The organism is Niastella sp. OAS944 (assembly GCA_024809215.1).
Taxonomy (GTDB): domain Bacteria; phylum Bacteroidota; class Bacteroidia; order Chitinophagales; family Chitinophagaceae; genus Niastella.
The window spans coordinates 121,488-148,029 of record JANUBW010000004.1 but is presented as its reverse complement, the minus strand read 5'-3'; the positions used below and the strand labels follow the sequence as shown (position 1 = coordinate 148,029).

The window sequence follows — 26,542 nt, the reverse complement described above, 5'->3', positions numbered from 1 at the left end:
ATTTCCCAAACGTTCTCCAGATTTATGATAACAAACCAGGTTTTCTTACTACTAACGAATAACATTTGTCCAACAACTATCAGCCTATTCACGGAACTGAGCGCGTGTACGGAAGGGTTGGGCAAGAGCAAATTTCTGTATCATCACCAGCCGACAAAGGATTTACCGCCGTTCCTTAACCAGGCCAATAGCTTTATCTTTACCGATGACAGTTTATGCAAGCTCGGTTATTTTCTTTTAGATAAAAAGCCGATGCCGGTAAATGGCCACTTTCCGTTACTCGATTTTTTTCTTAACAATCCTAAATATGATCACTACTGGATCATCGAGGATGATGTAAGATTTACCGGTTCATGGACGTACTTCTTTGAAGCATGTTCCGAATTGGAACATGCTGACTTGCTTACTTCTCAAATACGACATTTCCATGAAGAACCGGGGTGGAATTGGTGGAGTTCGATGAAACATCCGACGTATGATGTGCCTTATGAAAAAAGGCTGAAATCATTTAACCCTATATATCGGGTATCTAATAAAGGGCTTCGCTTCCTTTGTGATATGCTGGCTATGCAATGGAAAGGACATCATGAAGTATTGATAGCTACACTTTTTCATCTGTATGATCTGCAGTTATTAGATTTTGGCGGAAATGGCCACTTTGTAAAACCTGGATTTGAAAACAGGTTTTACACAAATGAATACGCCGAGTGCACAGTTAGGTACCGGCCTGTTATGCAGGAAGCTGGCAGCTTACAAAACAAACTATACCATCCCGTGAAATTTTCTACATAAGCCGCTAGCTGAACATTACGCCACTATACACTGAGCCAGGATGGGGGTAGAAGATCTTTTGCATTAATATCCTGATCCTTAAACCAATTCTTCGGTGCGATCACAAGCTTATTCTTTCTTTGGCATAACCAGGCGGCCCACCATGAAAAAGAACTATTGGATATTATAAAATGCTTACACATACTCATCAACTGCAGATAGTACTGGTATTTGGGATCATAATAAGTTTCATCTACAAAGAAAATATTTTTTAGCCCGCCAAAATTCTCTCTGCACCACTTCATGTCATCGGAAAAAATGCAGAACCAGGGATCTATAACATTTTTATAGACTATGTCCATGGCTTTCGTCAGATATGCCATATCTACTACGCCGTGAAAATCCAGCTTGTTTAAATAATCCCCTCTTCTAACGTTTATCATTACCGAATTCCGTTGTTCAATTTGTTCCGCGATATTGGGCCATTTTTCATGAATTGGATTGCAAAAAGTAAAGTCATTCCTCAATACGGATTCCATATGTTCAAAATATTTATATGACTGCCAGTAACCTGAACATAACCAATGAACGTTGTCTGACGGAGAAATGACCAATGAATACTTTTTTAAAGACTTCATTAATGAGCCGTGATAATGAAAGTATTTTTCATTTACATGGAATATTCGACCATCACTTTCTTTTAAAGTACGATAAATTGATTCGCCGCCTGCTATACTATGGCTTGACAGCTTAAATATGTCGAGGTCATACTGACGGTTACTTTTTCCGCGATCATATATACCGGTGTTGAGGAAAAGTTCCTGGTTGAGCAACATGGCCAACCCTTTTCCGAACGAATACTGGAACATCTGATTTCCCAAACCTCCTTTTAGATTAACCACAACCATACATTATTAATTTAAACTTCTACTGAACTGAAACACATCAAGTGAAAACGATATTTATATAACGGTCTTCTGCAAATGCAAAAAGTGCAAAACTTTGCTAAACAAAAATCACAACAAAGGTTTATTTATTTTTTATAAAAATAAATATCAGCATTTGATTATTTAGTTATAATATTATGAATCCAGTCGTAGGAACTACTGCATCAGACACCTTTTCAAAAAACATCCGCTACTCACCGGTTGACTAATTCAGACAACGAAAGTTTGCATACTATGCAAAAAAAATACGATTACCTGATCGTGGGATCAGGACTATACGGTGCTGTATTTGCCTATGAGATGAACAAAGCTGGCAAACGATGCCTGGTCATTGACAAAAGAAATCATGCCGGCGGCAATACCTATTGCGAAAATGTAGACGGCATAAATGTACACAATTACGGTGCGCATATTTTTCACACCAACGACGAATTCATATGGAAGTTTGTCAATCGTTTTGTTCCATTTAACCGGTATACCAATAGCCCTTTGGCCTGTTATAAAGGCAAGATGTACAATCTGCCTTTTAACATGAACACATTCTACCAGCTCTGGGGCGTTACTACTCCAACCGAGGCACTGGAAAAAATTCGCGAACAAACACTTCCTTTTACAAAGCAGCAGCCGAAGAACCTCGAAGAGCAGGCCCTGATGCTTCTGGGCGACGATATTTACAGCAGGTTAATAAAAGGATATACAGAAAAGCAATGGGGACGCCCCGCCTGTGAATTGCCGGCATCCATTATTAAGCGGCTACCACTGCGCCTAACGTACGATAACAACTATTTTGACGACAAATATCAGGGCGTTCCCGTAGGGGGATACAATGCACTGATAAGTGGACTATTGCAAGGCATTGAACTTCGAATCAATACAGATTACTTTTCCCATCGCAGCGCCTTGCACGAGGTTGCCGATAAAATAGTTTTTACGGGTTCTATAGATCGCTTTTTCGACTACAGGCTCGGCCGGTTGGAATACCGCAGCCTTCGATTTGAACATGAACGTAAGCAAATAAAAAACTTCCAGGGAAATGCAGTTATCAACTACACCGAAAGAGAAGTTCCTTATACCAGGATCATCGAGCACAAGCACTTCGAATTCGGAGATCAACCGCATACAGTTATTACAAAAGAATTTCCGATGAATTTTAAAGATGAGGCCGAGCCCTATTATCCAATTAACGATGAAAAAAACAATCGGTTATATAAAAAGTATAAGTCAATGGCGGATGATGTGCCCAATGTGATCTTTGGCGGCCGGCTTGGGTGTTATCAATATTATGATATGCATCAGGTAATTGGTGCCTCTCTGAAGGCAGCAGCATTGGAAAGCTTTCGTCATGTTTACTGAGTATCTGCCGGTTTCAACGGTTGCGCGTTCCGTATCACTTATAAAATATTAATCTCATCATGCCACGAAAGTTCCCAATAGACAGACAGCTTGATATTATGGATTGCGGCCCGGCCTGTTTGAAAATGATCGCAAAATATTACGGCAGGTTTTATTCCTTACATTATCTAAGGGATAAATGCGGCATTTCGAGGGAAGGCGTATCATTGTTAGATCTTAGTTATGCTGGTGAACAGATAGGATTCAGGACCTTGTCGTTAAAATGTACGATAAAAGATCTGTTGGACAGAGTGCCTCTGCCGGTAATTGTACATTGGGATAACAGCCACTTTGTGGTAGTTTATAAAACCCGCCGCAAAACAGGCACTATTTATGTTTCGGACCCGGCCAAAGGATATATAAAATACACGTCGGATGAGTTTGCGCGAAAATGGATCAAAAAAAAGGATGCCAATGTGGGCGTACTAATGGCTTTTGAACCTGGACCTGAATTCTATGAAAAACAAATTCAGGAAACAGAAAATAAAAGAAAAACGTTTGCTGGCTTTCTCACCTATCTGCGACCCTATAAAAAAAGCTTTGTACACCTATGCATTGTTATGCTCATTGTAACCTTGTTACAGTCGTTACTTCCCTTTATTTCAAAAGCGGTAATTGATGTAGGCATTCATACAAACGACATCCATTTCATCAATCTTGTATTGATTGCCAATATTGCTATATATATCAGCATCCTGCTTTCAAATATGGCCAGAGACTGGATATTGCTGCACGTTACTTCACGTGTGAATATCGCGCTTATTTCGGATTATCTCAACAAGCTGATGCTTCTTCCTATTACATTTTTTGAGAATAAAATGACGGGCGACATTTTACAAAGAGCCAACGACCATGAACGCATCAGGAACTTTGTTGTCAATAATTCGCTCAGCATGCTATTTTCCACCATTTCGTTTGTCATATTTGGAATAGTGCTGCTCCTGTATAACAAAATTGTTTTTTTAATTTTTGTTGTCGGCAGCACCTTATACATTTTATGGGTAATGGGCTTTTTGAAGCTGAGAAAAAAACTGGACTGGCAATACTTTGAGCTGATATCAAAAAACCAAAGCTATTGGGTTGAAACCATCAGCGCCATGCAGGACATCAAGATCAACAATTATGAGCAGCCCAAAAGATGGAAATGGGAAAACATCCAGGCGCAACTGTATAAGGTCAATACCCGTTCCTTACAGGTAAACAACCTTCAAAACAGCGGGGCACAATTTATTGACAATGTCAAGAATCTGATCATTACTTTTTTTTGTGCAAAAGCTGTGATAAATGGAGAGATCACATTTGGAGTAATGATCTCTATCCAATTTATCATTGGCGTGTTAAATGCCCCTGTTGCCCAATTTATAGGCTTTATGGTTAATTACCAATTTGCAAAGATCAGCTTCCTCCGGTTGAACGAAATACATCAGTTGGAAGATGAACATCAAAACATAGCTGAAAATCCGGTAGACCTGCCCGATACCAAAACCATTACGCTTAATAATGTTTTTTTTCAGTATACGCCTAATAGTACGCCGGTACTACAATCTATCTACCTTCAAATTCCTGAAAAAAAAGTAACGGCTATTGTCGGGGATAGCGGCAGTGGAAAAACCACGTTATTGAAATTAATTCTGCGGTTGTACAAACCTACCTACGGAGAAATATTAATAGGCAATCTGAATATCAATAATGTAAATCTGAGGCAATGGCGCGACAGATGCGGCGCCGTTATGCAGGATGGAAAAATCTTCAATGATACGATCCTGAACAATATTGTTCTGGATGCTGAAAAAATAGATTACCTGCGATTAAAAAAGGCGCTGGACGCAGCGAATATTGCACAGGAAATTGAACGCCTGCCCCTCGGTTATCAAACAAAAATGGGAGAACAGGGAAGAGGATTGAGCGGAGGTCAAAAGCAACGGATACTGATTGCCCGTGCGTTGTACAAAGATCCTGATTTTCTCTTTTTCGACGAAGCTACCAACTCGCTGGATGCACTGAATGAACAAAAAATAGTGGAGGCTTTGGATAATGTTTTTAAGGATAAAACAGTCATTGTAGTAGCCCATCGGCTAAGCACGATTCGAAAGGCCGATCAAATTGTCGTCATGCAGAATGGTGCCATAGTTGAAACCGGCAATCATGAAAGTTTAATGCAGCAGAAGGGCAGGTACCACCAATTGATAAGGTCACAACTGGATATAACAACAACGTTTGAAACGCTGGCTGAAAACATATTAACACAACACGAAGGTCAACTGAAAACAGATGCAATCGGAGAACACCACAAACAAGTATAATAATCAACACCGGTCAGAAGAAGTACAGGATATTATTGACCGCATGCCTGGTAGTTTTGGAAGCATGGTGGTTGCCATACTTACCGGCTTACTTATCCTGCTGCTTTTTTTTGGTTGGGTGATCCGATACCCCGACGTAGTTACCGGAAGCATTGTAATCAATACACCTGTATCGCCGGTAAAACTGGTTGCCACCAGTACGGGTCAATTAAACCTGAACGGAGGTAGCAGCCTCTCGCCTGTAAAAAAAGAATCCGCCGTTGCCATCATCGAAAACGGTGTATCGTATGATACAGTGCAAATGATAAAGAGTATGTTACAGCGATTTCATGTAGACGAGCCGGTTAGCACCGATATTTTAAAGGTGTTACCCCCGGGAATAGCACTCGGGGAACTCACCGGTAAATTTTACATCTTTTTAAACAGTCTTCACCAAATGTATAATTTCAATACTGACCGCATTTATGATAAACAGATCGCCAGCCTTTTATTGCTGAACGCCGAACAACAAAAAGAAGTATCCATTGGTGAAGCGGTGGTAAGCATTTCTGAAGAAAACGACAACTATATAAACAAGGCTTTTCGAAGAGATTCCATTCTGTTTTCCAATAAGATCGCTGCGGAAGCTGAATTCGACAGATCCAAACAATCACTGCTTGGCAGCAAAGCCGACAGGAATAACGCCCTGAAAAATTACATTACCTCCCGTAAAGAGTCGCAGCAAACACAGGGCAGGATCGCGGAACTGCAAGTACAGAAGCAGGAGAAAAAAAGAGAACTGGAACTAAGCATTATGGCGGCGTACTACGACCTGATGGATAATATAAATACCTGGGAAAAAAAATATGTGTTACGTGCCCCTTTTGACGGGCACATCCAGTTTTTGAAATTCTGGACAAATAAACAGTTTGTACAGGCTGGCGAGCCGGTATGTACGATACTTCCAACCATTTCAGCGCCGTATGGCCAGGTGTTACTCCCTGCTGTAGGGGCTGGAAAAGTAAAAACAGGGCAGGAAGTGATTGTAAAGCTCAACGATTACCCATACACGGAGTACGGTTCCGTAAAAGGTACTGTGGCTTCCATATCCCTTACTACAGTCAGCGACCGAACGAAAGATGCCGGCATGGGAATTTACCTTGTTACGATCAAATTCGACAAGGGGCTTACCACCAACTATGGTCAGATACTGGATTTTAAACACGAAGCCACAGGAAGTGCTGAAATAATTACCAAAGACAGGAAACTGATAGAACGTCTCTTTGACAATATTACTTACAGTATTAAAAAATGATGGCAGGATTTAATATTTAACAATAACTAAAAAACAATTTTAAACGCTAACAAACTTGTATCATGAAAAAAAAATTAAAACTTCCATTTACCGAACTTAAGAAAGAAGTAGGCGATGTAATTTCTCAGGAAGAATTAAGGACCATCGTTGGTGGATATGACGACACTTCCGATTCATGGGATACAGAAGATGAATACTGGAATAATCTTTATGGAATGGTTACCTCTGGTATGCTTGACAATATTGACGGTAGTAGCCTTGAAGTTGCCTGGGATATGGAGTATGGCTCTGGAAGCGGTTCAGGCGCCTTCCTGCTTTTTTCAAATTTCGGCAGCGGATCGCAAGGCTATTTAGTATCGGCACTTAACGGCAGCGGTTCATCACCCTGGAGACCCAGCTTTTCCATTAATGGTTCGTCGTCGAGCAGTTCCGGCTGGAGTTTACTCCCGGTTACCGGCAGTAATCCGGCGCCTGCGAGATATACAACATCAGGTGGAGCTATTTTCGACTTTACCGCTCCGGCCGGTTCCGGTGGTATTCCGCATATCAACTATACCGATGCAAACGGCTTAAGAGGTACTATTTCAATTGACCCCAATTCGGGTAGAATACAAGTAAGCGGCTCAATACCTGTAACTCAGATAATCCAGCAATTTAAAAGTGCTTTTGGCTTTTAGAACTTTTTTATTCCTTATAAATCAAGATCAACCATATCATTGAAGTATGCACAAGCTCATTGTTTTATGCGCCTGCCTTGTTTGCTTTTTTTTCACCACCAGAGCCCGCCAGGTACAACATGTGCCCGGAAAATCAATAGAGGCCGCAATGGCCGACATTGAATTGATGGCAGGTAACAAAATTCCGGACAATGTAAAACTTGTTGGACTGGGAGATGCTGCAGCCCTGGCTTATGAACCTGTAAGGTTCAATACCACACTGGCTGCTTTTTTAATAAGAAAAAAAGGATTCCGGAATTTTCTGGTAATGGATGATAACTGGATGGTTCGTCCCCTGCACCACTATTTGAGCGGAACAAGGAGTTTCGATTCTACGGTCATTGACTCACTGGTGCAACAAACCATAGGCAACTTCCAGTATAAAACAACGGGCTTCAGAACTTTTTTGTATTGGCTAAAGAAATACAATCTCCTACATCAGGATAAAATAGTTAGCCTGCGCGGTATTGGTGCTGCGCGGGCTATCCCTATATCCTATTTCATGATCACATATATTTATCCATTGGATAAAGAAAACGGGACGTCCCTGTCAACAAAATGGGGGGTACCCAACTATCCCGATTCGCTCGCCGTTAAGGATGTTAAAGAGTGGTATAAGGGTATAGTAAAAAACAGGGCGTTTGTTAATAAAAACAAGGCGCTATTGGCAGCATGTGCAGAAGATCTGGCGTATTATGATGCCACGAGTCGCCGGGCAAAGCAAACCAATGTAACGCAGTATATGGATCTTACGGTAAATATCATAGGAAATCAAATATTACAACAAGTGAGTCAACGAAGCATTCTTTACACCTCAAATGATTTTATAGCAAGATCCAACACGCGGCTGGATTATATTCCCGGCAGGCCTGTTGTTTCTTATACAGGTATGTATTTACATGAGCAGTTAAAAGAAGGCTACTTTGCCTGCCTTACCGGTTTTTCAGATACTGCAAGACTGCTCCTCGTAAACCGACAGGCCGCTAAAATTGTGGACTCGGTTTTTATTGCGCCGCAGCAGGAAAAACTGTTGTACCAAAAAAAGGATCGCTTTTTTATTCCCGAAGATACACTGGTGTTGAAACAATACCTGCCTGCAGAACTGCCAACTTTTACAAATGATGCAATCACTATTGTCCCGGATACGGCCATCCGGCCATTAGATGCCCTGTTTCTATTCAAAAATTTAACACCTGGAATTAAACCGGTAACGCCAAATTAAATTAAAACCACCGTGACCATTCCCACTTATATCATTAACCTAAAGTCCCGTACTGACAGGAAAGAACATTGCTTAAATGAATTTTCCGGACGTGAGGAATTTTGCACTACCATTGTTGAAGCCTGTATACATCAATATGGCAATGTTGGTTTATGGAATTCCATAAAAAAAATAATCCTGGAACTATCTGCTCCTGATAACGATCTTATTCTTATTTGCGAGGATGACCATTTGTTCACCGACGATTACTCAATGGAAATATTAAAAAAAGCCATTGCCGAAGCCATTGCATTGGAGGCAGATATATTATCCGGTGGCGTAAGCTGGTTCGAAGACGCAGTGCAGGCGTCCGACCTTTTATTCCAGGTAAAAAAATTTTCAGGAACACAGTTTCTGATCATATTCAGAAAGTTCTTTCCGCTCATTCTGGAAGCAACATTTACAAAAGACGATATTGCCGACGGTAAGATGGCGTCTTTATCTGATCGCATTTTTTTCATCAATCCCTTCATTTCTGTACAGAAAGAGTTCGGGTATTCCGATGCAACCGCATTCAACAATATGTTCCGGCGGGTTGAACGCCTGTTTGTGAAAAGTGCTGCGCGCGCCAGAATATGCAACAGCATCCGGCGCTTCTACAATAGCATGCCATCAGGTAGTGAAGCAAAAGATTCAACTACATTGCAAAATGTAAACATTCCGGTTTATATCATCAATCTTCCGGAAAGAACAGACAGACGCGAACATATACTACAACAATTTGAAGGAAAGACAGAATTCAATATAACCATGATCGATGCCTGCAAACATGAAATAGGCGCCTACGGCCTTTGGCAAAGCATTCGAAAAGCGGTTAGCGTGGCCATCGAAAATGATGATGATGTGATGATTATTTGCGAGGATGATCATGAATTCAGCAATTACTATACCGGCGAAATGCTCTTACGCAATATACTGAAAGCACACATGCTGGGCTGCGATTATCTGTCTGGAGGAAGCGGAAAATTTGATTATGCAGTACCTGTTTCCGACAATCTTTTTTGGGCGAACCATTTTCTATCCACGCAGTTCATTATCCTTTACCGGAAATTTTTTCAAACAATTATAGACGCACCATTCGATGAAACGGTGATTGGCGATATCAAAATATCTCAAATGACGCGCAATAAAATGATATTATTTCCATACATCTCTCACCAGAAGAATTTTGGTTATTCCGACGTTACTCCATCCCAAAATTCAAACAGCGGGATTGTGCAGGAAATGTTCAATCATGCTTCTGAGCGATTAAAGAAAATGCAACAGACCCATTTTTTGTATTCCGCATTTACAAATCAAAAGCCTGACCCCGTAAAAGCTATGTCATGAAAAAGTTTTATGGCCATCTGCCGGGCTGGGCTCAAAGGTTGTTACCAGCTGTAGGAATTCATGTAATGAGCTTTGGCATTGCTTCAGGCCAAAGTGATGCTACCATTCCCTATTCGCCGATCGGCCCCCTCCATATTGATTCGGGCACTGCCTGGGTAGCCCGCATATTCGATTCAAAGATCAACAGCCGCATTCAAATAGTAGGGCTGGGCGAGGTTAGCCATGGCGGGTTTGAACCGGCTGCACTTAAAGTAAAAATGATACAATACCTGGTTGAAAAAAAAGGGTACCGGAATATATTGTTTGAATTGCCTGATTTTAATTGTATGCCTATTCGCAATTACCTCACGGATCGCCGTATAAAAACATTGTCTATTATAGATTCTCTGGTGAAACCGCTGCGGGTACCCCCCATTGCCGCATCTGTATTGTCGGCCCTGTTTCGCTGGTTAAAACTATACAATCTGTGTCACCCCGGCTATATGGTACAAATAGGCGGTTTTGATATTCCCGATTCTCATGAAGTCTTCTGCAATTATTTCCTATACAATTATATTTTCCGCCATAATATCGACAGCGCACAAATCATGGTCAATAAATGGATCAGCAGTTTAGCTACCGACTCCATGAAACTGCGGGATATATTTGCCTGGTTTAATGATCATAAAAATGTATTAGCGGCGTCCCTTGGCAAAAAGGCATTTGATCAACTGCATTTCCATATCAGCAACCAGGTAAATGGCCTTCAGGACCTATTCAGGGATATTAGATATCGGGACAGTATAATGGCACGAAACGTACAATATCTTGCCGCAGGCAACAAAACGGTCCTTTGGGCACACAACGTTCACCTGTACAAGGGTTCCTCTTACATGGGCCTGGATCTTTATCATCATTATCAATCAGGTTATTTTGTTTTGCTTACAGATTACTCCAAAGAAGCTGCTGTTACGGTTGTTAATACTGTAGACCGGTATTATTATATACGGTCTTTTCAGCCCATCGCCTCGTCTACGCCGCTGTTAATTTTGAACATGTTTGGAATAGCGAGTGGCATTTTCTTTCATGATGAAGTTGCTTCACGTCTAATGGCCGATAGAATAAACGCCATTCCTTCGTACGGGGAGCAATTTCTAATCGGGTCCAAAAATGCATATGATGCATTGGTGATATTCGATACAATAACTTCAACGCTGCAACCAGGGTATAAGAAGTAATCACCTGTATTAAATAACCCTCCTTATTGATTCCATTGTGAAAGATGCTTATTCAAGAAGTATTTATGTAATTCTCATTGCTCACTATGTTTTATACAGTTGCAATTATAACACATCCTTTACTCAATACGTGTTATCAGGAAGTAACTATGAGTCGTCAGTAACTAAATATGGATCATCGGTAACTAACTATGGCTCATTAGTAGCCAACTATTGCTCGTGCCGGAGCAATTTTGCCTCGTATATTTGTAAGTGCTATACAAAAATGGTTATTTATGCGGTATAATTAGTTATTGATAACTCACAATTAGCTACAAATGCCGCATACTTAAGTACCGGTAGCTCATAGTTAGGTCAAGATGCGGCATATTAAGCTACTGACGCACGATAGTTGGTTATTGATAGCACATAGTTAAATAGGGACGAGACATAGTAAACTACTTCTGTCGTATCGTTAAACATTAGCTCCAACGCAATCCCCAAGAATTTGAATTTGTCGTGAAAAGTCCGTAACTATTATGTTTAAGTGTAACTCGAGAGTATTGTTTATTTTTGATAAATTTAATGTAAACTGCCGCGTTTAAATATACAAGACTTTCTTTTTTAATATGAAGCGTGATAGTAATAGGGTTCCTTGTTTTATTACCATCATTATTATTTTGCTGGTTACTCCACTATTTTCTTTTTCTCAAAGCAGGTGGAATGATCCATCGCAGCTGTTATTGCAACTCCGAAAAAGCAAAGCAGATACAAGCCGGGTGCATCTTTTGCTAAGGCTGAGTGAATTTTATATGCCCAGAGAGTATTACCTGAATAGGACCGGTAATCCCAGAGCGGAGCTCGACAGTGCATCCTGGTGCGCAGAGCAGGCGCTTCGTCTTAGTGATGTATTGAAATATGAAAATGGAAAAAATGAGGCAATTTTATTAAAAGGAGATGCCTTTCTCAGAAAAAAAGAAATAGGACCTGCTATTAACCTCATGGGCACATTGCACGATTCAACCCGTTTTCGTTTATTGATCATGTTGGGCAAGCATTATCTTTTTCGTACCGCCAGATCCAAAAAAGATCTGGACAGCTCCCTGCTTTTTTTTGAGATGGCAAATAAAATAGCGCCGGATCAATTGTCTGAAAAATGGCGCCCGGAGTACATGCATATTAAAGCAATGTGTTCCTTTATTACTGAAGGTCTGCCGCAAAGCAAAAATCATTACCAGCAAATGATAGATAAAATAAGTTATCCTGGTAATGAAGAAAGAGAAGCCCTTTTATGGCACGACCTTGCACAATTAATCCCGTCACGTGACAGCACAGGCATAACCAGGATGTATTGCTTTGAAAAACTGATCTCACTTTTTAGGAAAACCGGCGATCAGGAAAAAGAGATAGATGCATTAAAAGACGTTGCTGTTATGAATTTGAGCCATGGCAGGTTAGACCTGGCAGAATCCCAATTGCTTAATTTATTGGAGCGTTACAAAGCATTTGGTAACCGAAAACTGCATGACGTGTATGATTTGCTATCGGGACTTTACCGCAATAAAGGAGATTTTAGCAAAGCTCTTATTTATAGTTTAAAGACAATAGAAAGTGCAGCTGCTACCAATGATACTACCAGGATCACTACTTTCTACAGTCGCATGGCCAATATGTTCAGGGAATTAGGGCAACCTGAAAAAAGCGTGGAATGGTTTGGGAAAATGTTCAGAGAACGGAAGTTCACCGGGTCAACCAACCTGTATATGTTCAGGGATGCAGGTTTTTTAGCAAGGGAACTTATTAAGCTTAAAAAAGAAAGAGAAGCACTTGCATTTCTTCTTGATATTAAAACTAAAAATAATCCTATAGGGGTCTATGCAAAAGCAAGTTTACTTGGTTCGCTGGCATATTGTTATCATGTTATGAACCAACACCAGCAAGCTGATAAATATTATCTTGAATTGATCAGTCTGACCGGCGAACTGCAAAAAAACAATGAAATAACCACGGATACCCATTACGAGATCGGGCAGTATTTTATGGACGAAAGAGAATACACTAAAGCTGCCGCATTTTTTCATAAGGCACTTAATGCCTCCTCAGGCATTAATAACGCTTCTGATATCAAAGGTATTTATCTGATGCTTTATAAGGCATATGCAGCAATCGGAGACTATAAATCTGCTAACATATATTTAATTAGAAATAAAGAAATAAGCGATTCCATATTTACAGAAAACAAAAGCAGGCAAATTGAGGAGTTGCAGATCCAATACGAAACCGCTAAAAAGGAAAAGGATATTAAGTTGCTTAACAATCAAAATCAATTGCAGCGTATCAGTGTTGAGCAGGCTACCAAAACGAAGAATATAACCTTAGCCTTTGTAGCTTTATTGCTGATCATTGTGGGGTTGTTATATAATCGTTATATCATTAAACAAAGAAGCAACCGGAAACTGGAGGCAAATCAAAAGGAATTGGATCAGAAGAACTTATTTTTAGAAACACTGAATGCAGACCAGGATAAACTTCTCAAAGAAAAAGAATGGCTGATCAAGGAGGTGCATCACCGTGTTAAGAACAACCTTCAAATGGTAACCGGCTTACTCTATTCGCAGTCCATGTATCTTGAAGATGAAACAGCAAGGCTCGCTGTCAATGACAGCCTGCGACGGATGCAGGCAATGTCCCTGATTCACCAAAAGCTTTACCAGGACGAAAACACAACAACCATTGAGATGCCTGCCTATATCGACGATCTGGTTCGCTATCTGCATGAGAGTTTTGATACCAACAACCAGATAGTTTTTGAACAAGCTATTGAACCTGTGTGTCTTGATGTGTCGCAGGCAATCCCACTCGGATTGATCATTACCGAATGTGTTGTGAATGCCATTAAGTATGCATTTCTGAATGGACAGAAAGGAGTAGTAAGCATTCAGTTACAGTGCGGGACTACTGATCAGTTATTGTTAAAAATATCGGATAATGGTATTGGCTTACCGGCAGGGTTCCACGCCATGGAGCATCATTCGCTGGGGCTCGATCTAATGCAGGGGCTTACCAGACAGCTAAAGGGAAGTTTTCTTATTGAAAGTAATGATGGAGTGCATGTAACCGTAAGGTTTCCGGTTTTAATTAAATGAACTCAAACTATATCCTCCTTTAAGAGCAGGGTAACAAATATATGAATACCAAAATACTAATTGTAGAGGATGAATTTATTGTAGCAAATACACTCCGTTTGGCCGTGGCAAAAGCCGGTTATAGCGTGGCGGGTATTGTTGCTTCGGTTGAAGAGGCAGAAGAGTATCTTCAAAACCAAAAACCAGACCTTGCACTACTTGATATTCGATTGGAAGGACAAAGTTCGGGTATAGACCTGGCCAGGAAATTGAAGGATGAAAACATCCCCTTCATTTATTTATCAGCCAATTCAAGCCAGAAAGTATTGGAAGAAGCAAAGGCCACCGAGCCCTATGGTTTTCTTGTAAAACCATTCAGGGAAAAAGACCTTTTGATCACGTTGGATATTGCCTTGTATCGCCACCGTCATAGCCTTGAGTCAAAATTCCGGCAGGAAGAATTTTTGAAAAAACAACTGATCGAAATAGGGATTGAAACTTCAGACGCTAAAGAAAAATTACTGAAGATTACCCGTTTATTACAACCTTATATACCATTTGATCTTATTTTGTGGGGCCCCAGGCTGCATGATGAGGCACATTTTAATGATTCGGCTTATTTACGCATTGGATTTGATGAATATCAGTTTATTGGTGAAAAGGAATTGATCACAATTACTGGTTTAAATAATGAAGTTCTTTACGAAGCCATTAAAAATAGCCGTATAGATGATGATGCCCTCATTTTCAGTGATGGAATATCAAAACAAAAACCGGCTGACCCTTCACTGCAACACATTTTGTTTAATTTTTTTGATCTTCAGGAATACCTGGTGTTTCCTGTGGCTTTGCCTAACGGGTCTTCAGTTCGCTTTTTCTTTTATAGCCGTCAGCGTTCTGTTTATACAGAAAAGCATTTTGCCATATTGAATCGTTTGAAAATACATTTGACAGCTATCGCTGAAAAAATGATTGGGTATGAAACTGCCCCAATGGGCCAATCCGGTTCCTTTGGTAAAGACAATAGTGACGCAGCGAAGCATTCGGCATTCCGGAATATTATTGGAAATCATCCTTTGTTATTAGCTGCATTAGATCTTACGATACAGGTAGCTCCTTACAACACATCAGTGCTGATCCTTGGGGAAAGCGGAACGGGAAAAGAAAAAATAGCTGAGCATATTCACGCACTTTCGCAAAGAGCACAGGGCCCATTCGTAAAAGTAAATTGTGCTGCTATTCCTGCCACGTTGATGGAATCTGATTTATTTGGTCATGAAAAGGGCGCGTTTACCGGCGCTCTCGAAAAAAGAAAAGGAAGATTTGAACAGGCTGATGGAGGAGCTATTTTTTTAGATGAAATTGGAGAATTGCCGCTGGATATGCAGGTTAAATTGCTGCGTGTTTTACAGGAAAAAGAAATTTTATATGTGGGAGGCAACTCACCCATAAAGCTGAATGTTCGAATTATTGCAGCAACCAACCGAAACCTCGAAAAAGAAGTTGCTGCAGGAAATTTCCGGCTCGATCTGTATTATCGCCTTAATGTTTTCCCAATTACATTACCGTCATTACGGGAACGAAAAACTGATATTGAAGCACTGGCATTATTTTTTGCAAACAGGTTTTGCAGGGAATTCAATAAGCCATTCACCGGTATAGCACCATCCATGATGGAGAAAATGTGCGTCTATGGCTGGCCGGGGAATATTCGCGAGCTGGAGAATATTATAGAGCAGTCTGTTATTCTTAATGACGGTAGCGCTAAACTGGAGTTAAGGCGAAGCCTCTCCATGGCGTCGCCCGACGTACCCGGCAATATGGCCATCAAAAATCTCGGTGATGTAAAGCTCATTCAGCAGGAAACAGAAAGAGCCTATATCATTTCCATTTTAAAAAAAGCCAATGGCCGTATACGGGGAACCAATGGTGCTGCAGAATTGTTGAATATCAAGCCCACTACTTTGGAAGCCAAAATGGCAAAGCTGAATATTAAAAAGGATGATCTTTAAGCAACATGAACTACTCCAATATTTTTAGACGTATGATCAGCAACCTCCAATATTTTTGGAGCTACATATCTGTATTTAATTGCAGGTGTTTCTTCGCAACAATTGCTAAGCAATTAGTTCTCATTTTATTGTAAGGTTGAATGGCCCCTGCTTTTTACTTTTCTGTTTAATGGCATGCAAATAGCCCTGATCATAAGCGAACAGACTTATGATAATATGGACAAATTGAGGTTACATATCGAACAGATCACCCCTGTAAGCGACGAGGAATTCGAATTCATCAAATCCTTCTTTACATTAAAAAAAGTTCGCAAGAATCAATATCTCATTCAGGAAGGGGAGGAGGTAAAATACGAATACCTGGTACTATCAGGGATCTACAAGGTTTTTTATACCGACGATCGGGGAAAAGAATATGTTTGCTGTTCGCACAGGAAAACTGGTGGATGTCTGACTATAATTCTTATTTTAATCAAACGCCGGCAGCTATGTACCTTGAATGTTTAGTGCCGGGTGAAGTATTATGTTTAACCCTGTATGGCAGAGAAAAGCTGGCTTCAGAGATGCACAAGATGGAGCATTTTTTCAGGATTAAAATGACTAAGGGATTTGTTGCCTTGCAGCAAAGGATCAAAATATTACTTTTCAATGCGCCGCAAAAACGATATGAAGAGTTCGCTAAATTATATCCCGTCTTAGTACAACAAATACCCAAGAAAATGATTGCCGAATTTCTTGGCTTGCGCCGGGAAACTTTAAGCCGGTTATACTCCAGCAGTAAATAAGAAGGCGGTAAAGGAACTATATAAACGAGGGTGTCCTGATACATAAGGACACCCTCGTTTGTTATTAGGCGTGATTGCAATCACTTATTAATAGTGATTGCGATCACCCGTTAAAAGTGACTGGGGCTCCTCCGTGTTGTGGGTTGCAGGGGTAATTTTATACTACAAAGGTTGTTAAGAAAAATCATTACGTCATTAAACTAAAACTTATGTCGCAACAAACAGAATGGGGAGCATCAGCATCTGTCAATCCTCAAAAGGGTTTCAAAATTCACCTGCTTGTTTTCTTTCTTGCCACCCCGGCTATATGGATCGTATGGTATTTAACCGACAGAACCTATCCATGGCCTTTATGGTCTACACCAACATGGGCAATAGGGGTGCTGTTTCACTACCTGGGCGTTTTTGTTTTCAGAAAATCAAAGAAAAACTAAAGCTAATTGTATGGATCAGCAACAACAAATAGTGAGACGTATCGTAACAGGGCATAATAAAGAAGGAAAAGCAATTATTCTATCAGACGCTGTTGCAGGGCGCACGTATATGATTGGAGGTCCTAACGGAGCGAAGTTTCACGAAGTATGGACTACCGGCCAGTCGCCGGCGCTGATCGATAGCGTATCCGGAGAGCCGGATGAAACCAGCTTGGTATTGGCGCCGCCCAAAGGTGGCACGCGCATAAGAGTTATTGATTTCCCGCCCGAAGGGGACGAGATCCGGAATCTTACTAAAGATGAGGCGGGTAAAACTTTTAAATCAATGGGAGGTGAAGATGCTTCAAAAGCAGGACAAGGCGCACCGCATCCTTTAATGCACCGCACCGCAACTATTGATTATGGGATTGTGCTTGAGGGAGAAATGACATTAATAGTTGATCAGGGCGAAGTGAATATTAAAGCCGGGGATATTATCATACAACGGGGTACTAACCATGCCTGGGCTAACCGGTCGGGCAAAAGCTGCCGCATGGCCTTTATTCTGTTAGATGGTCAGTTCACCGGTGAACTTTTGTAAAACCTAAAATCCAGTATGATGCGTTTAGAACCACTACCACCAGATTCATTGAGCCCTAATCTTCGTTACGTTCATAATGAGATCGCTAATCTTATAACCAAAAGCCAGGGCCCCGTAGTTATGCTGGATGCACAGGGAGCGCTGTTGGGCCCTTTTCCTCCCATGCTGCATTTCCCGCAGTTTGGCGTACCTGCTTTAGCATTTCTAAGATCGCTCGACAACCATGCAACACTCGACAAAAGGGTGCGCGAAGTAGCCATTCTTACAGTAGGAGGCGCCTTTGGAGCCCGTTTCGAGTTATATGCGCATGAGATCATGGCGGCTGCTTTTGGTCTTTCACCAAATATTATCGCATCATTGGCAGCTGGTGGCCGCCCGGAAGGTTTAAAGGAGCAGGAGGCCATTGCGCATGATGTAGCTTCTGCACTTGTAAAAGGGCACATTGTTCCTGCCTCTACATATAATCACGCTGTTAAGTTGTTTGGGCAAAATGGCACCGGTGAACTTATATTCCTTATAAGTGGCTATTGTCTCATTGCAACGGTATTAAATGGATTTGATATGCCAGCTCCTGAAAAGATGGGTGACTTAGGCTAAGAAATGAGTTATCATAACAACTAAGAACTTTAAAAATGAAAAAAATAGCTTCCTCATTGCTGGCATCAATGCTCGCAATCTTCACATTTGCATTCTGTAACAAAAAAGAAGACAACGCCAAGCCTAAGACCTATGTGCTGGTACATGGTGCATGGCAGGCTCCATACGTATGGGATGCCGTACGTGATGATTTGCTTAAAGCAGGAAACAAGGTAATTGTTGTTGAACTTCCGGGGCATGGTAACGATAATACAGCAACGTATATCCTGAGCCTGGATGTTTACCGTGATAAAGTTATTCAGGCAATTTCTGCAGCAAATGAAAACGTTATACTGGTTGGACACAGTATGGGTGGCATGGTTGTAACTGCTGTGGCAGAGAAGATCCCGGCCAGGATCAGCAAACTGGTTTACATCGGAGCTTTCCTGCCGACATCGGGGCAGGCGCTGGTTGATCTTTCCATGTCCGATCCTGGTTCTAAACTGGGTAATTCGCTTATTCAGTCTGCCGACAAGTTAACACTTGATGTAAAGGCCGATAGTCTTACCTATCTGTTTATCAATGATGGCACTCCGGCGGTTAAGACCCAGGTAATTGACAAATATCGTGCTGAGCCAGCCATTCCTTTTACCAATAAAGTTACGTTAACCAATGAGGGCTTTGGTGCCGTAACGAAAGTATATATTAAAACGCTGCAGGATATTGTTATTTCTCCGGGCCTGCAGGATAGAATGATAGCGGCAGCAGGCATTAAAACAGTTTATTCGGTAAACACCAGCCACTCTCCATTTCTTTCCCAACCGCACGAAGTATCAAAGCTGCTGCTCGGCATTACTAATTAAAACACAAAACAACATGAAATGAATGCAAAAGCAAGGATGTATAAATTCTACAGTGTATTTGTATTGATTGTAATATTTCTCCTGGTAAGCACCTCGTATACAAAGGCACAAAATGTAAGTAAGATGAAAAAGAAAATTCTATTTGTTGTAACCAGTCATAATAAAAAGGGAAATACTGGTGAAAAAACAGGATTCTACTTGTCTGAAGCTGCCCATCCGTGGGAAGTGCTGACGAATGCTGGCTATGAAATTGATTTTGTTAGCCCCGCAGGAGGTAGGGCTCCTGTAGATGGACTTAACCTGGGGGAAGAAGTAAATAAAAAATTCTGGAACGACGCTGTATACAGACGAAAAATTGAAAAAACACTAAAGCCCTCAGCAATTGACCCCAGGCAATACATTGCCATCCATTATGTAGGAGGTCATGGCGCTATGTGGGATTTTGCAGACAATATAGAGTTGGCTTCTATTGCTGCAGCAATCTATGAGAACGGAGGCATTGTAAGTGCCGTTTGTCATGGCCCCGCTGGGCTTGTAAACATCAAATTGTCTAATGGAAAATACCTGGTGGATGGTAAAAGAATAAATGCCTTTACCAATGAAGAAGAAGTGGCTGTTAAACTTGACAATGTTGTTCCCTTTCTTTTGGAATCGAAACTAATTAAGCGCGGTGCGATGTTCGAAAAATCAGGTCTTTGGCAATCACATGTTGTAACAGATCAACGGGTAGTTACGGGACAGAATCCCCAATCCGCAAAAGCGGTAGGAGAGGCTGTACTGTCAATATTAAAGCAGCAGCAGGCGGTGGCTATACTTACGCAATATGATGTGAAACCTGAATATCTGGAGCAGTTCAGAAAAGCAGTTGCTGATTATGTATCGAATTCAATTGTTATCGAAAGCAATGTCATGGCAGAAGCCTATTATGAAAAGGAAAACCCTTCCATACTTTGGCTGACTGAGCGGTGGGAAAGTAATGAAGAGTGGACGAAAGCAAAAAGCAACGCACAGTCTAAAGTAGTAATCCGTTTGGCGGAAATGGCATTGGTAGCGCCGCTGAAAAGTATCAGGATAAAAGACATTGAACCAATTTCAAAACAGCAATGGCGCAGGCCTGCAAATACTTCCGATAGTCAGCTTACCATTATGCTGTTTGTAGATGCGAAAGCAGGAACACAGGGGGAATTTAAGGATGTGTACCATGTAGCGATGCCACAATTCAGGAGTGAGCCGGGTGTGATCACCTATCAGCTATCGCAACTGGAAGAAGACGATACACAGTTTGTGACTTATGAAAAATTCAGAAGCAATGAGGCTTTTCAATATCATCTGAACTTTCCTCCCATCAAACCGGTGATTGATTATCTTAATTCTAGTATCAAAAAGCAACCATTTCAGGATGGCATCCATAATCTCGTTGAGTTTGCACCGCTTATTCGTGAGTGACACAAATCAACATTCAATCAAATTTATTTACGGTAATTAATTTTTAGAAAATGAAAACTATTAATCAAATCGTAGGAGGGATCATAATTATGCTTGCAATGAATAATGCAGAAGCCCAGATAAATGCAAACGAGCTGGCAGTTATTAATCAATTGACAACAGCGTCGGCTGTTGTAAACATGCCTGTATCTAAATTATTAAATGCCCCGGGGAACGAGGCGTTAAAGGCATTTTTCTTTACACCTGTTAAAGACAGATCTGCATTAAAAGGTAAAAAAATAGCCGTGCTTGTTGCCGACGGTTTCGAGGAAATAGAATTGACAGGACCGGTATGGTATTTCAGGGAATTGGGAGCAACCGTAGACATAGTTGCGCCTAAATACAACCCGGCTCCCGAACGATACGGGCTTGCCTATCCTGAAATGTCAAAAACCCATGTGATGGCTATACAATATCTGCAGCCCGTAGGTTGGATAAAATTTGATCGCACGGCAGATCAGATCAAAGTCAGTGATTATGATGCCGTATTTATTCCCGGCGGCGCCTGGAATCCCGATAATCTTAGGGCTGATAAGGATGTGATTAAGTTTGTTCAGGACTTTAATAAATCAGGAAAACTAATAGCAGCTATTTGTCATGCACCTGTAGTATTGGCCTCTGCTGAAATTATTAAAGGGAAAAAGCTCACAGGCTATTGGAATATACAAAGTGACCTGAAAAATGCCGGCGCAACCGTGTTGGAACAATCTGTAGTTACCGATGGAAATTTAGTTACCAGCAGACATCCGATTGATGTAGCCGATTTTTCCAGAGCTGTAGAAAACTGGTTGTTGAAGAAGTTTTGACATTGGATCTAATATGATCCAATTAAAATCCATATTATTCAATCTGTAATAATCCATGAGTAAAACCTCTGGCCTGATCTGGTTTTCTGAATCCGTTTTATTAAAAATATCTTCTTTTAATTTTCCGTCAATTAATTTTTTGTCCTCGTTTGATAGTTGATAATTATTGACCATTGGCTTAGTACGAATTTGATTGTGGGTTTTATTCTAAAGCAGTTGGGACAAATATAAGGCGGAGTTATGTTAATTTCACTAATAAGTTGTTTTCACTTTTAAATGAGGTTAAAACCTCTTGCAAAATGAAATCGTTCGTTTCTTTAACCTGCTTTTTCATCTGATTATTATTTGATTGATCGTGTCCAATCAAAAGAACGACTAATTGAAACAAATGAAGGAAATGAGCAGGAAATAAGTGGGGGCGGCGATCCGGTATTTAGCAATAGAGAAAAAAGTACTGCTCATTTTTATGTCCTTGTGATAAAGGCAGCTTCGATAAACTGGAAGATGAGTAAGTTTAATCGGTTTGAAATTTCTTTAGTTTTTGGGTATGCGATTCTTTCTATATGAGTTCTTGATAAAGATCTTTCCATCTTTAAAGGTAAAAAGATCGCATCCTGTTACTTCTACTTTGGTTCCATCAGTTTTGGTGCCGGTGAAAACCCATTCAGATAAACCTCTGTTTGCAAAAACAAAATGCCTGGTATTTCCCCAGTGAGCGTCAACGAAGGTTTCAAATACATTTTCAAATGCCTTCCTTACTTGGTCCTGACCAATAAATTTTTCTCCGTTAAGATCAGGCCCCGCTGAAGCTTCAAATATGCAATCATTAGTCATATGTGACATGATCAGTTTAACGTCGTGCGCATTAAAGGCATTAGCAAACGACTGCAGAAAGGTTTCTGTGACTTCCGTTTTCGATTGTGCCATAAGAAACATTGGAAATAATAGAATTACTATGTAAGTTATTTTTTTCATGCGTTAAGGATAGTACTAATATACGTAGTCTTCCTGCAGCAAACAGCGCTAATGACGAACATCAGGAAATGAGCATTATCTTATATCGCTATATAACATCTCAGAGGGAATGGCGAAATCTTCTTTCCCTTGCGGCTTTAGGTAGATAGGTGCCAGATCTGCTTCTCCTTTTTTATGAAAGTATTCGATTCGAAACGGATAAAACCCTGCCTGTAAAGGAAGCAAATACATCTCGCCTTCATCGCGAATAAAATGGTTGCCTAAAACCTGTTGGTTACTTAGGTAAACTCTTGAATGGTCATTTCCGCCACCCATTTCCAGGATATAATATCCTGCATGTTCAATCTTAATGTATCCGGTGAGGATACAAGCAAAATTTTTATCGGTGGTGAACTTGTTTACATCAAAATCTTTACCCGCAATTCCCTGGCTAACCGGCTTGCTTATTTTAAGGTCAGGAAAGGAATCCGTGGTACTTTGATAGTAAGCGTAATGCAGTCCTCCCTGCTTTACTTTTGTTGGTTTGGTGATCGGATTTAAAGTTTTGCCAATAACAAAATATGCACTGTCCAGCTTGTTATATTCTGATCTTACTCCTATAGATTTTACAATAACTTTCGAGTTACTGGTAAGTAAAATAGACGTTTCATCTCCGGCAAGCCTGGGTGATGATGAAGTAGGTTCTGCGCCATTGGTTGTATAATGCAGGTATCTATCTGCCATCAGGTTGTAACAAGTCAGGTTAAAGGGAACGTCTTTCAGCACGATGCCTCTTTTAGGTTTAATTGCAATCTTTCTGGAAGTAGAGTAGCCACCTGTTGAGGCATAAAAGCCGCCATAAGAAAATTTTAGTCCGTCCCAAAATCCTTTGAAATTAGTAGAATAGTGTGTTTCATTGCGATAGGCAACGCATGTCCAGTCGAGTCCTACTGGCGTTTTTTTGCGAAGCACAGAGTCCATCGCGGCTACTCCCATCTCTTTAAAAGCGTTCCCTTCTCTGCCGGCAATATAAAGTGTGTTGCGAAGCATTTTATTACTGTCTAATTTACCAGTGGCGGTCTTGGTTAGTATAAAATCATCCCACCACAAACTGGGGTCAATAGCAATGTAGGAGGTAAAAAGGGCAGGGTCAGTTAAAAAGGTATACATTACGAATAATCCGCCAAGTGATCCACCATACAATACATTACCATCATTCGAGCCTTTATATTTATTATTGATGTATGGTATTAATTCTTTCCTGATAAACGATATAAAGTTTGTTGCACCGCCTGTGTTTCCCCAGGTTTTTGTAGGTGTAAAATCTCTGTCTCGCATATCCACACCGTTTGGTTTAGGATTGGTAATGCCCACCATGATCATATTCTTGGGTATAAATCCTTCCCATTGCAACATGCCCCATTCCATAGTAAGAAAATCGGCAATATCATCGAGACAGTACAATATTTCATATTTATTAGTAGAGGCCGGGTTGTAATTTTTAGGAAAAACCATATGTAATAACCGCTGCTCTTGTAAGATTTGGGAGTAAAACGAATCAACCTTTATTATCTGGTCCTGTGCCTTAGCCTGCACGTTTAAAAGAATTTGCAAGGAGAAGGTCAGTATAAGGACCCATAAGTTTTTATTTCGCATGGCAGGTCAACTTATAAGATTAATATTGCACAAAGTGAATGTCGCCACTTAAAGACTGGATATGAATTTGGGGGCCGCCGGTACCAAGTTTTGTATTCAATTGTTTTCCATTCATCAAGGTTTTTCCCTTTTCATTATTGTATGCGGCATGTACAGTTCCCGTTGCTGTACCGAGCTTAAGTTCGGCATTGGTATTGGCCGGAATGGCAAGGGAAATAGGGCCAGTTTCAGTGATAATGGATACAGGCTTATGTTTACTGATGGCAATCGAATTTACAGTGACCTTACCACTCGTAGATTGTATTACTACACCTCCTGAAACCTCAGTTAGTGTAACATCTTTGGGTATATTAATATCTATATCGCCCTTGCACTTTGCAATTACAACATGCCGGGTATGATCTGCATCTGATTGATAATTCAATACGGTCTTTTCCGGAACTTTTATGGCATAGCGACCTTTACTTGTTTCGGAAAGGAGGCCGGTGAAAACCCAGGCGCTATCAAGTTTTTGCAATTCCAGCCCTACGCCAGTGTTACCTGGTAATGTTTTGCTTTGGGCATCATCCGAATAATAGTCAATACTTATCTCTTTATTTGTAGTGCCTTCAATGCTGACATATCCGGAAACATTGGCAAACTTAATCGTGTTTACCTTTTGGGTGGGGGTCTGAAAATGTTGTGCATACAGGTTGATGAAACACAGCAATTGAAATATTAATAAAAACTGTTTCATAATGAGCGTAATTTTGTTTGAGCAACCATTTTTACTTCTTTGCGGATGCCTTCGTTTTTGATAAAGTTTTGAATGGCGTCAATGGCGCCATCTCCTTTTTTTTCCATCAACAAATTGATCAGCAGCACCTGTATTACCGGTTCGGTTTCCCGTGCCAGAGAGGCAATCAGGCATTCGTGAACGTAGGGGCTATCGGCGTATTTTGCCAATGCATACAGGGCCGCCATGCGAACATTGGAATTTTTGTCGTTGGCCAAAATTCTGGTAAGTGTAACCAGCAGGCTATCATCCGGCGTATTATTTTCCACAGACCTATTGATCGTTTCAATTCGGTCGCTGGAAGATTGGTACAATGTTGACGCAATGGAATCAGGTTTATTGCCATTGAAAGCTTCTGGATAAGGACGGTTATCCCTGGTGCGCGTTACCAGATGTCCAATGCCAATCCCTACGATCAGTAATACGCAGGCCGCGGCCATAGTAGTAAAGCGAGACCGGAAGATGCCCCTGCGGGGTGCTATTGTTTTTTGGGATATCGCTATTTCATTTGCCAATGCTGTCTCAAATACCTGTCGTATAGACGGGGGAGGAGGTAAAACCTCATCATTGCTTATTTCAGCAAAGAGGTGAACTATTTCTGCGATTTCCCTCCTGCATACTTCGCATTTTTCTATGTGCTGCGCCTCCGCTTTGTTTAGGGCGGCGCCCGTTTCGCGGGCATTTAGAAAAGCCTGCATCGCTTCTTCACAATTCATATGTTCCATTTGGTTTACTGAAATATAATGTGCGTAAAGCAAGAATTGCTCTGTGCATTTTTACTTTCACATTCGCAACAGTGATGCCCATAATAGTTGCCACTTCTTCATACTTCAAACCCTGGTACTTACTTAGTATGATGAGTTGCCGTTGGTCTGGTTCAAGTTGCATCAATGCCTTATCGAGCGTGCTGTAATCTGCCTCGGTAAAATTGCCGGAGGTGACTTCCGCTACGTTTCCGTGCACATCACTCAATGGCATAACCGTCATCCTGTGTTTCGCCTGAAGTTTTTTGTGATCAATATGCAGATTTACCGCCATCCGGTATAGCCATGTTTTTACGCGTCCCTGCTCGGGTCTAAAACTGTTGCGATATTGAAGGGCGCGGATGAACAATTGCTGCGTCAGGTCTTCGCTCTGTGAAGCGTCGAAACTAAGTTTAAAGAAATAATTATATATACGAACCTGATAACGATCAAACAATACAGCCATAGCCTCCAACCGGCCATTCTGTATTTCTTTCATGTATATTTCATCGGCAAGCTCCAACTGCAGTTTGTTTTTA

Annotated in this window: 23 protein-coding genes; 17 read left to right on the top strand and 6 right to left on the bottom strand. The window is 40.9% G+C overall.

What is annotated here, in order from left to right; translation table 11 throughout:
- Positions 1–24 precede the first annotated feature (24 nt).
- Complete coding sequence (locus GGD38_RS19080) at positions 25–792, top strand: hypothetical protein (RefSeq protein ID WP_375301980.1); 768 nt, start codon at positions 25–27, stop codon at positions 790–792.
- 23 nt (positions 793–815) lie between these two features.
- Here the strand turns inward: GGD38_RS19080 and GGD38_RS19075 are convergent, their stop codons facing one another.
- Entirely contained in the window at positions 816–1,679 is an 864-nt protein-coding gene (locus tag GGD38_RS19075) for an alpha-1,2-fucosyltransferase (RefSeq protein ID WP_375301979.1), read from the bottom strand.
- Between the two features lie 273 nt (positions 1,680–1,952).
- Between GGD38_RS19075 and glf the strand changes: the two genes are divergently transcribed.
- The 16 genes from glf to GGD38_RS18995 all read left to right on the top strand — a co-directional run bounded on the left by glf (position 1,953) and on the right by GGD38_RS18995 (position 21,875).
- Entirely contained in the window at positions 1,953–3,071 is a 1,119-nt protein-coding gene (gene glf / locus GGD38_RS19070) for a UDP-galactopyranose mutase (protein ID WP_375301978.1), read from the top strand.
- A 59-nt stretch (positions 3,072–3,130) separates the two neighbouring features.
- Positions 3,131–5,413 carry a peptidase domain-containing ABC transporter gene (locus GGD38_RS19065; RefSeq protein ID WP_375301977.1) on the top strand — a complete coding sequence of 761 codons (2,283 nt, stop codon included), beginning with the start codon at positions 3,131–3,133 and terminating at the stop codon, positions 5,411–5,413.
- A complete protein-coding gene (locus GGD38_RS19060) occupies positions 5,382–6,707 on the top strand; it encodes an HlyD family secretion protein (protein WP_375301976.1) in 1,326 nt (441 codons plus the stop codon). The genes GGD38_RS19065 and GGD38_RS19060 overlap by 32 nt, the downstream gene beginning before the upstream one ends.
- Before the next feature lie 62 nt (positions 6,708–6,769).
- On the top strand, positions 6,770–7,384 hold the full coding sequence (locus GGD38_RS19055) for a hypothetical protein (protein WP_375301975.1): 615 nt from the start codon (positions 6,770–6,772) through the stop codon (positions 7,382–7,384).
- A gap of 46 nt (positions 7,385–7,430) precedes the next feature.
- Positions 7,431–8,645: a hypothetical protein gene (locus GGD38_RS19050; RefSeq protein WP_375301974.1), complete on the top strand. Its 1,215-nt coding sequence runs from the start codon at positions 7,431–7,433 to the stop codon at positions 8,643–8,645.
- A 12-nt stretch (positions 8,646–8,657) separates the two neighbouring features.
- Entirely contained in the window at positions 8,658–10,013 is a 1,356-nt protein-coding gene (locus tag GGD38_RS19045; protein ID WP_375301973.1) for a hypothetical protein, read from the top strand.
- Complete coding sequence (locus GGD38_RS19040) at positions 10,010–11,230, top strand: hypothetical protein (protein WP_375301972.1); 1,221 nt, start codon at positions 10,010–10,012, stop codon at positions 11,228–11,230. Before GGD38_RS19045 ends, GGD38_RS19040 begins: the two co-directional genes overlap by 4 nt.
- A 791-nt stretch (positions 11,231–12,021) precedes the next feature.
- Positions 12,022–14,355: a histidine kinase dimerization/phosphoacceptor domain -containing protein gene (locus GGD38_RS19035; protein WP_375301971.1), complete on the top strand. Its 2,334-nt coding sequence runs from the start codon at positions 12,022–12,024 to the stop codon at positions 14,353–14,355.
- A gap of 41 nt (positions 14,356–14,396) precedes the next feature.
- The gene (locus GGD38_RS19030; RefSeq protein ID WP_375301970.1) at positions 14,397–16,346 is read left to right on the top strand and encodes a sigma 54-interacting transcriptional regulator; all 1,950 of its coding nucleotides are present in this window, start codon (positions 14,397–14,399) and stop codon (positions 16,344–16,346) included.
- Between the two features lie 446 nt (positions 16,347–16,792).
- Positions 16,793–17,131, top strand: coding sequence for a Crp/Fnr family transcriptional regulator (locus GGD38_RS19025; protein WP_375301969.1), 339 nt, complete (start codon positions 16,793–16,795; stop codon positions 17,129–17,131).
- Positions 17,132–17,340: 209 nt separating this feature from the next.
- Entirely contained in the window at positions 17,341–17,565 is a 225-nt protein-coding gene (locus tag GGD38_RS19020) for a 2TM domain-containing protein (RefSeq protein WP_375301968.1), read from the top strand.
- Positions 17,566–17,575: 10 nt separating this feature from the next.
- Complete coding sequence (locus GGD38_RS19015; protein ID WP_375301967.1) at positions 17,576–18,145, top strand: cupin domain-containing protein; 570 nt, start codon at positions 17,576–17,578, stop codon at positions 18,143–18,145.
- 15 nt (positions 18,146–18,160) lie between these two features.
- Positions 18,161–18,742 carry a carboxymuconolactone decarboxylase family protein gene (locus GGD38_RS19010; RefSeq protein ID WP_375301966.1) on the top strand — a complete coding sequence of 194 codons (582 nt, stop codon included), beginning with the start codon at positions 18,161–18,163 and terminating at the stop codon, positions 18,740–18,742.
- Positions 18,743–18,777: 35 nt separating this feature from the next.
- Entirely contained in the window at positions 18,778–19,584 is an 807-nt protein-coding gene (locus GGD38_RS19005) for an alpha/beta fold hydrolase (RefSeq protein ID WP_375301965.1), read from the top strand.
- An 18-nt stretch (positions 19,585–19,602) separates the two neighbouring features.
- A complete protein-coding gene (locus GGD38_RS19000; protein WP_375301964.1) occupies positions 19,603–21,030 on the top strand; it encodes an antibiotic biosynthesis monooxygenase in 1,428 nt (475 codons plus the stop codon).
- 98 nt (positions 21,031–21,128) lie between these two features.
- Positions 21,129–21,875, top strand: a complete 747-nt coding sequence (locus tag GGD38_RS18995; RefSeq protein WP_375303861.1) for a DJ-1/PfpI/YhbO family deglycase/protease — start codon at positions 21,129–21,131, stop codon at positions 21,873–21,875.
- 534 nt (positions 21,876–22,409) lie between these two features.
- Here the strand turns inward: GGD38_RS18995 and GGD38_RS18990 are convergent.
- The 5 genes from GGD38_RS18990 to GGD38_RS18970 all read right to left on the bottom strand — a co-directional run bounded on the left by GGD38_RS18990 (position 22,410) and on the right by GGD38_RS18970 (position 26,502).
- On the bottom strand, positions 22,410–22,850 hold the full coding sequence (locus tag GGD38_RS18990; protein ID WP_375301962.1) for a nuclear transport factor 2 family protein: 441 nt from the start codon (positions 22,848–22,850) through the stop codon (positions 22,410–22,412).
- A gap of 75 nt (positions 22,851–22,925) precedes the next feature.
- The gene (locus GGD38_RS18985) at positions 22,926–24,485 is read right to left on the bottom strand and encodes an alpha/beta hydrolase-fold protein (protein WP_375301961.1); all 1,560 of its coding nucleotides are present in this window, start codon (positions 24,483–24,485) and stop codon (positions 22,926–22,928) included.
- Between the two features lie 19 nt (positions 24,486–24,504).
- A complete protein-coding gene (locus tag GGD38_RS18980; RefSeq protein WP_375301960.1) occupies positions 24,505–25,221 on the bottom strand; it encodes a DUF4097 family beta strand repeat-containing protein in 717 nt (238 codons plus the stop codon).
- On the bottom strand, positions 25,218–25,976 hold the full coding sequence (locus tag GGD38_RS18975; RefSeq protein ID WP_375301959.1) for a hypothetical protein: 759 nt from the start codon (positions 25,974–25,976) through the stop codon (positions 25,218–25,220). The genes GGD38_RS18980 and GGD38_RS18975 overlap by 4 nt, the downstream gene beginning before the upstream one ends.
- Positions 25,966–26,502: an RNA polymerase sigma factor gene (locus GGD38_RS18970; RefSeq protein ID WP_375301958.1), complete on the bottom strand. Its 537-nt coding sequence runs from the start codon at positions 26,500–26,502 to the stop codon at positions 25,966–25,968. Before GGD38_RS18970 ends, GGD38_RS18975 begins: the two co-directional genes overlap by 11 nt.
- Positions 26,503–26,542: the final 40 nt, after the last annotated feature.

Bases quoted from the DNA above. Each gene is read 5' to 3' on its own strand.
- GGD38_RS19035 (WP_375301971.1), top strand. From the start codon at position 12,022: ATGCCCAGAGAGTATTACCTGAATAGGACCGGTAATCCCAGAGCGGAG.
- GGD38_RS19080 (WP_375301980.1), top strand. From the start codon at position 25: ATGATAACAAACCAGGTTTTCTTACTACTAACGAATAACATTTGTCCA.
- GGD38_RS19000 (WP_375301964.1), top strand. From the start codon at position 19,603: ATGAATGCAAAAGCAAGGATGTATAAATTCTACAGTGTATTTGTATTG.
- GGD38_RS18970 (WP_375301958.1), bottom strand. From the start codon at position 26,502: ATGAAAGAAATACAGAATGGCCGGTTGGAGGCTATGGCTGTATTGTTT.
- GGD38_RS18975 (WP_375301959.1), bottom strand. From the start codon at position 25,976: ATGAATTGTGAAGAAGCGATGCAGGCTTTTCTAAATGCCCGCGAAACG.
- GGD38_RS19060 (WP_375301976.1), top strand. From the start codon at position 5,382: ATGCAATCGGAGAACACCACAAACAAGTATAATAATCAACACCGGTCA.
- GGD38_RS19075 (WP_375301979.1), bottom strand. From the start codon at position 1,679: ATGGTTGTGGTTAATCTAAAAGGAGGTTTGGGAAATCAGATGTTCCAG.
- GGD38_RS19055 (WP_375301975.1), top strand. From the start codon at position 6,770: ATGAAAAAAAAATTAAAACTTCCATTTACCGAACTTAAGAAAGAAGTA.
- GGD38_RS18985 (WP_375301961.1), bottom strand. From the start codon at position 24,485: ATGCGAAATAAAAACTTATGGGTCCTTATACTGACCTTCTCCTTGCAA.
- GGD38_RS18980 (WP_375301960.1), bottom strand. From the start codon at position 25,221: ATGAAACAGTTTTTATTAATATTTCAATTGCTGTGTTTCATCAACCTG.
- GGD38_RS19030 (WP_375301970.1), top strand. From the start codon at position 14,397: ATGAATACCAAAATACTAATTGTAGAGGATGAATTTATTGTAGCAAAT.
- GGD38_RS19010 (WP_375301966.1), top strand. From the start codon at position 18,161: ATGATGCGTTTAGAACCACTACCACCAGATTCATTGAGCCCTAATCTT.
- GGD38_RS18990 (WP_375301962.1), bottom strand. From the start codon at position 22,850: ATGAAAAAAATAACTTACATAGTAATTCTATTATTTCCAATGTTTCTT.
- GGD38_RS19020 (WP_375301968.1), top strand. From the start codon at position 17,341: ATGTCGCAACAAACAGAATGGGGAGCATCAGCATCTGTCAATCCTCAA.
- GGD38_RS19015 (WP_375301967.1), top strand. From the start codon at position 17,576: ATGGATCAGCAACAACAAATAGTGAGACGTATCGTAACAGGGCATAAT.
- glf (WP_375301978.1), top strand. From the start codon at position 1,953: ATGCAAAAAAAATACGATTACCTGATCGTGGGATCAGGACTATACGGT.
- GGD38_RS19050 (WP_375301974.1), top strand. From the start codon at position 7,431: ATGCACAAGCTCATTGTTTTATGCGCCTGCCTTGTTTGCTTTTTTTTC.
- GGD38_RS19025 (WP_375301969.1), top strand. From the start codon at position 16,793: ATGTCTGACTATAATTCTTATTTTAATCAAACGCCGGCAGCTATGTAC.
- GGD38_RS18995 (WP_375303861.1), top strand. From the start codon at position 21,129: ATGAATAATGCAGAAGCCCAGATAAATGCAAACGAGCTGGCAGTTATT.
- GGD38_RS19065 (WP_375301977.1), top strand. From the start codon at position 3,131: ATGCCACGAAAGTTCCCAATAGACAGACAGCTTGATATTATGGATTGC.
- GGD38_RS19040 (WP_375301972.1), top strand. From the start codon at position 10,010: ATGAAAAAGTTTTATGGCCATCTGCCGGGCTGGGCTCAAAGGTTGTTA.
- GGD38_RS19005 (WP_375301965.1), top strand. From the start codon at position 18,778: ATGAAAAAAATAGCTTCCTCATTGCTGGCATCAATGCTCGCAATCTTC.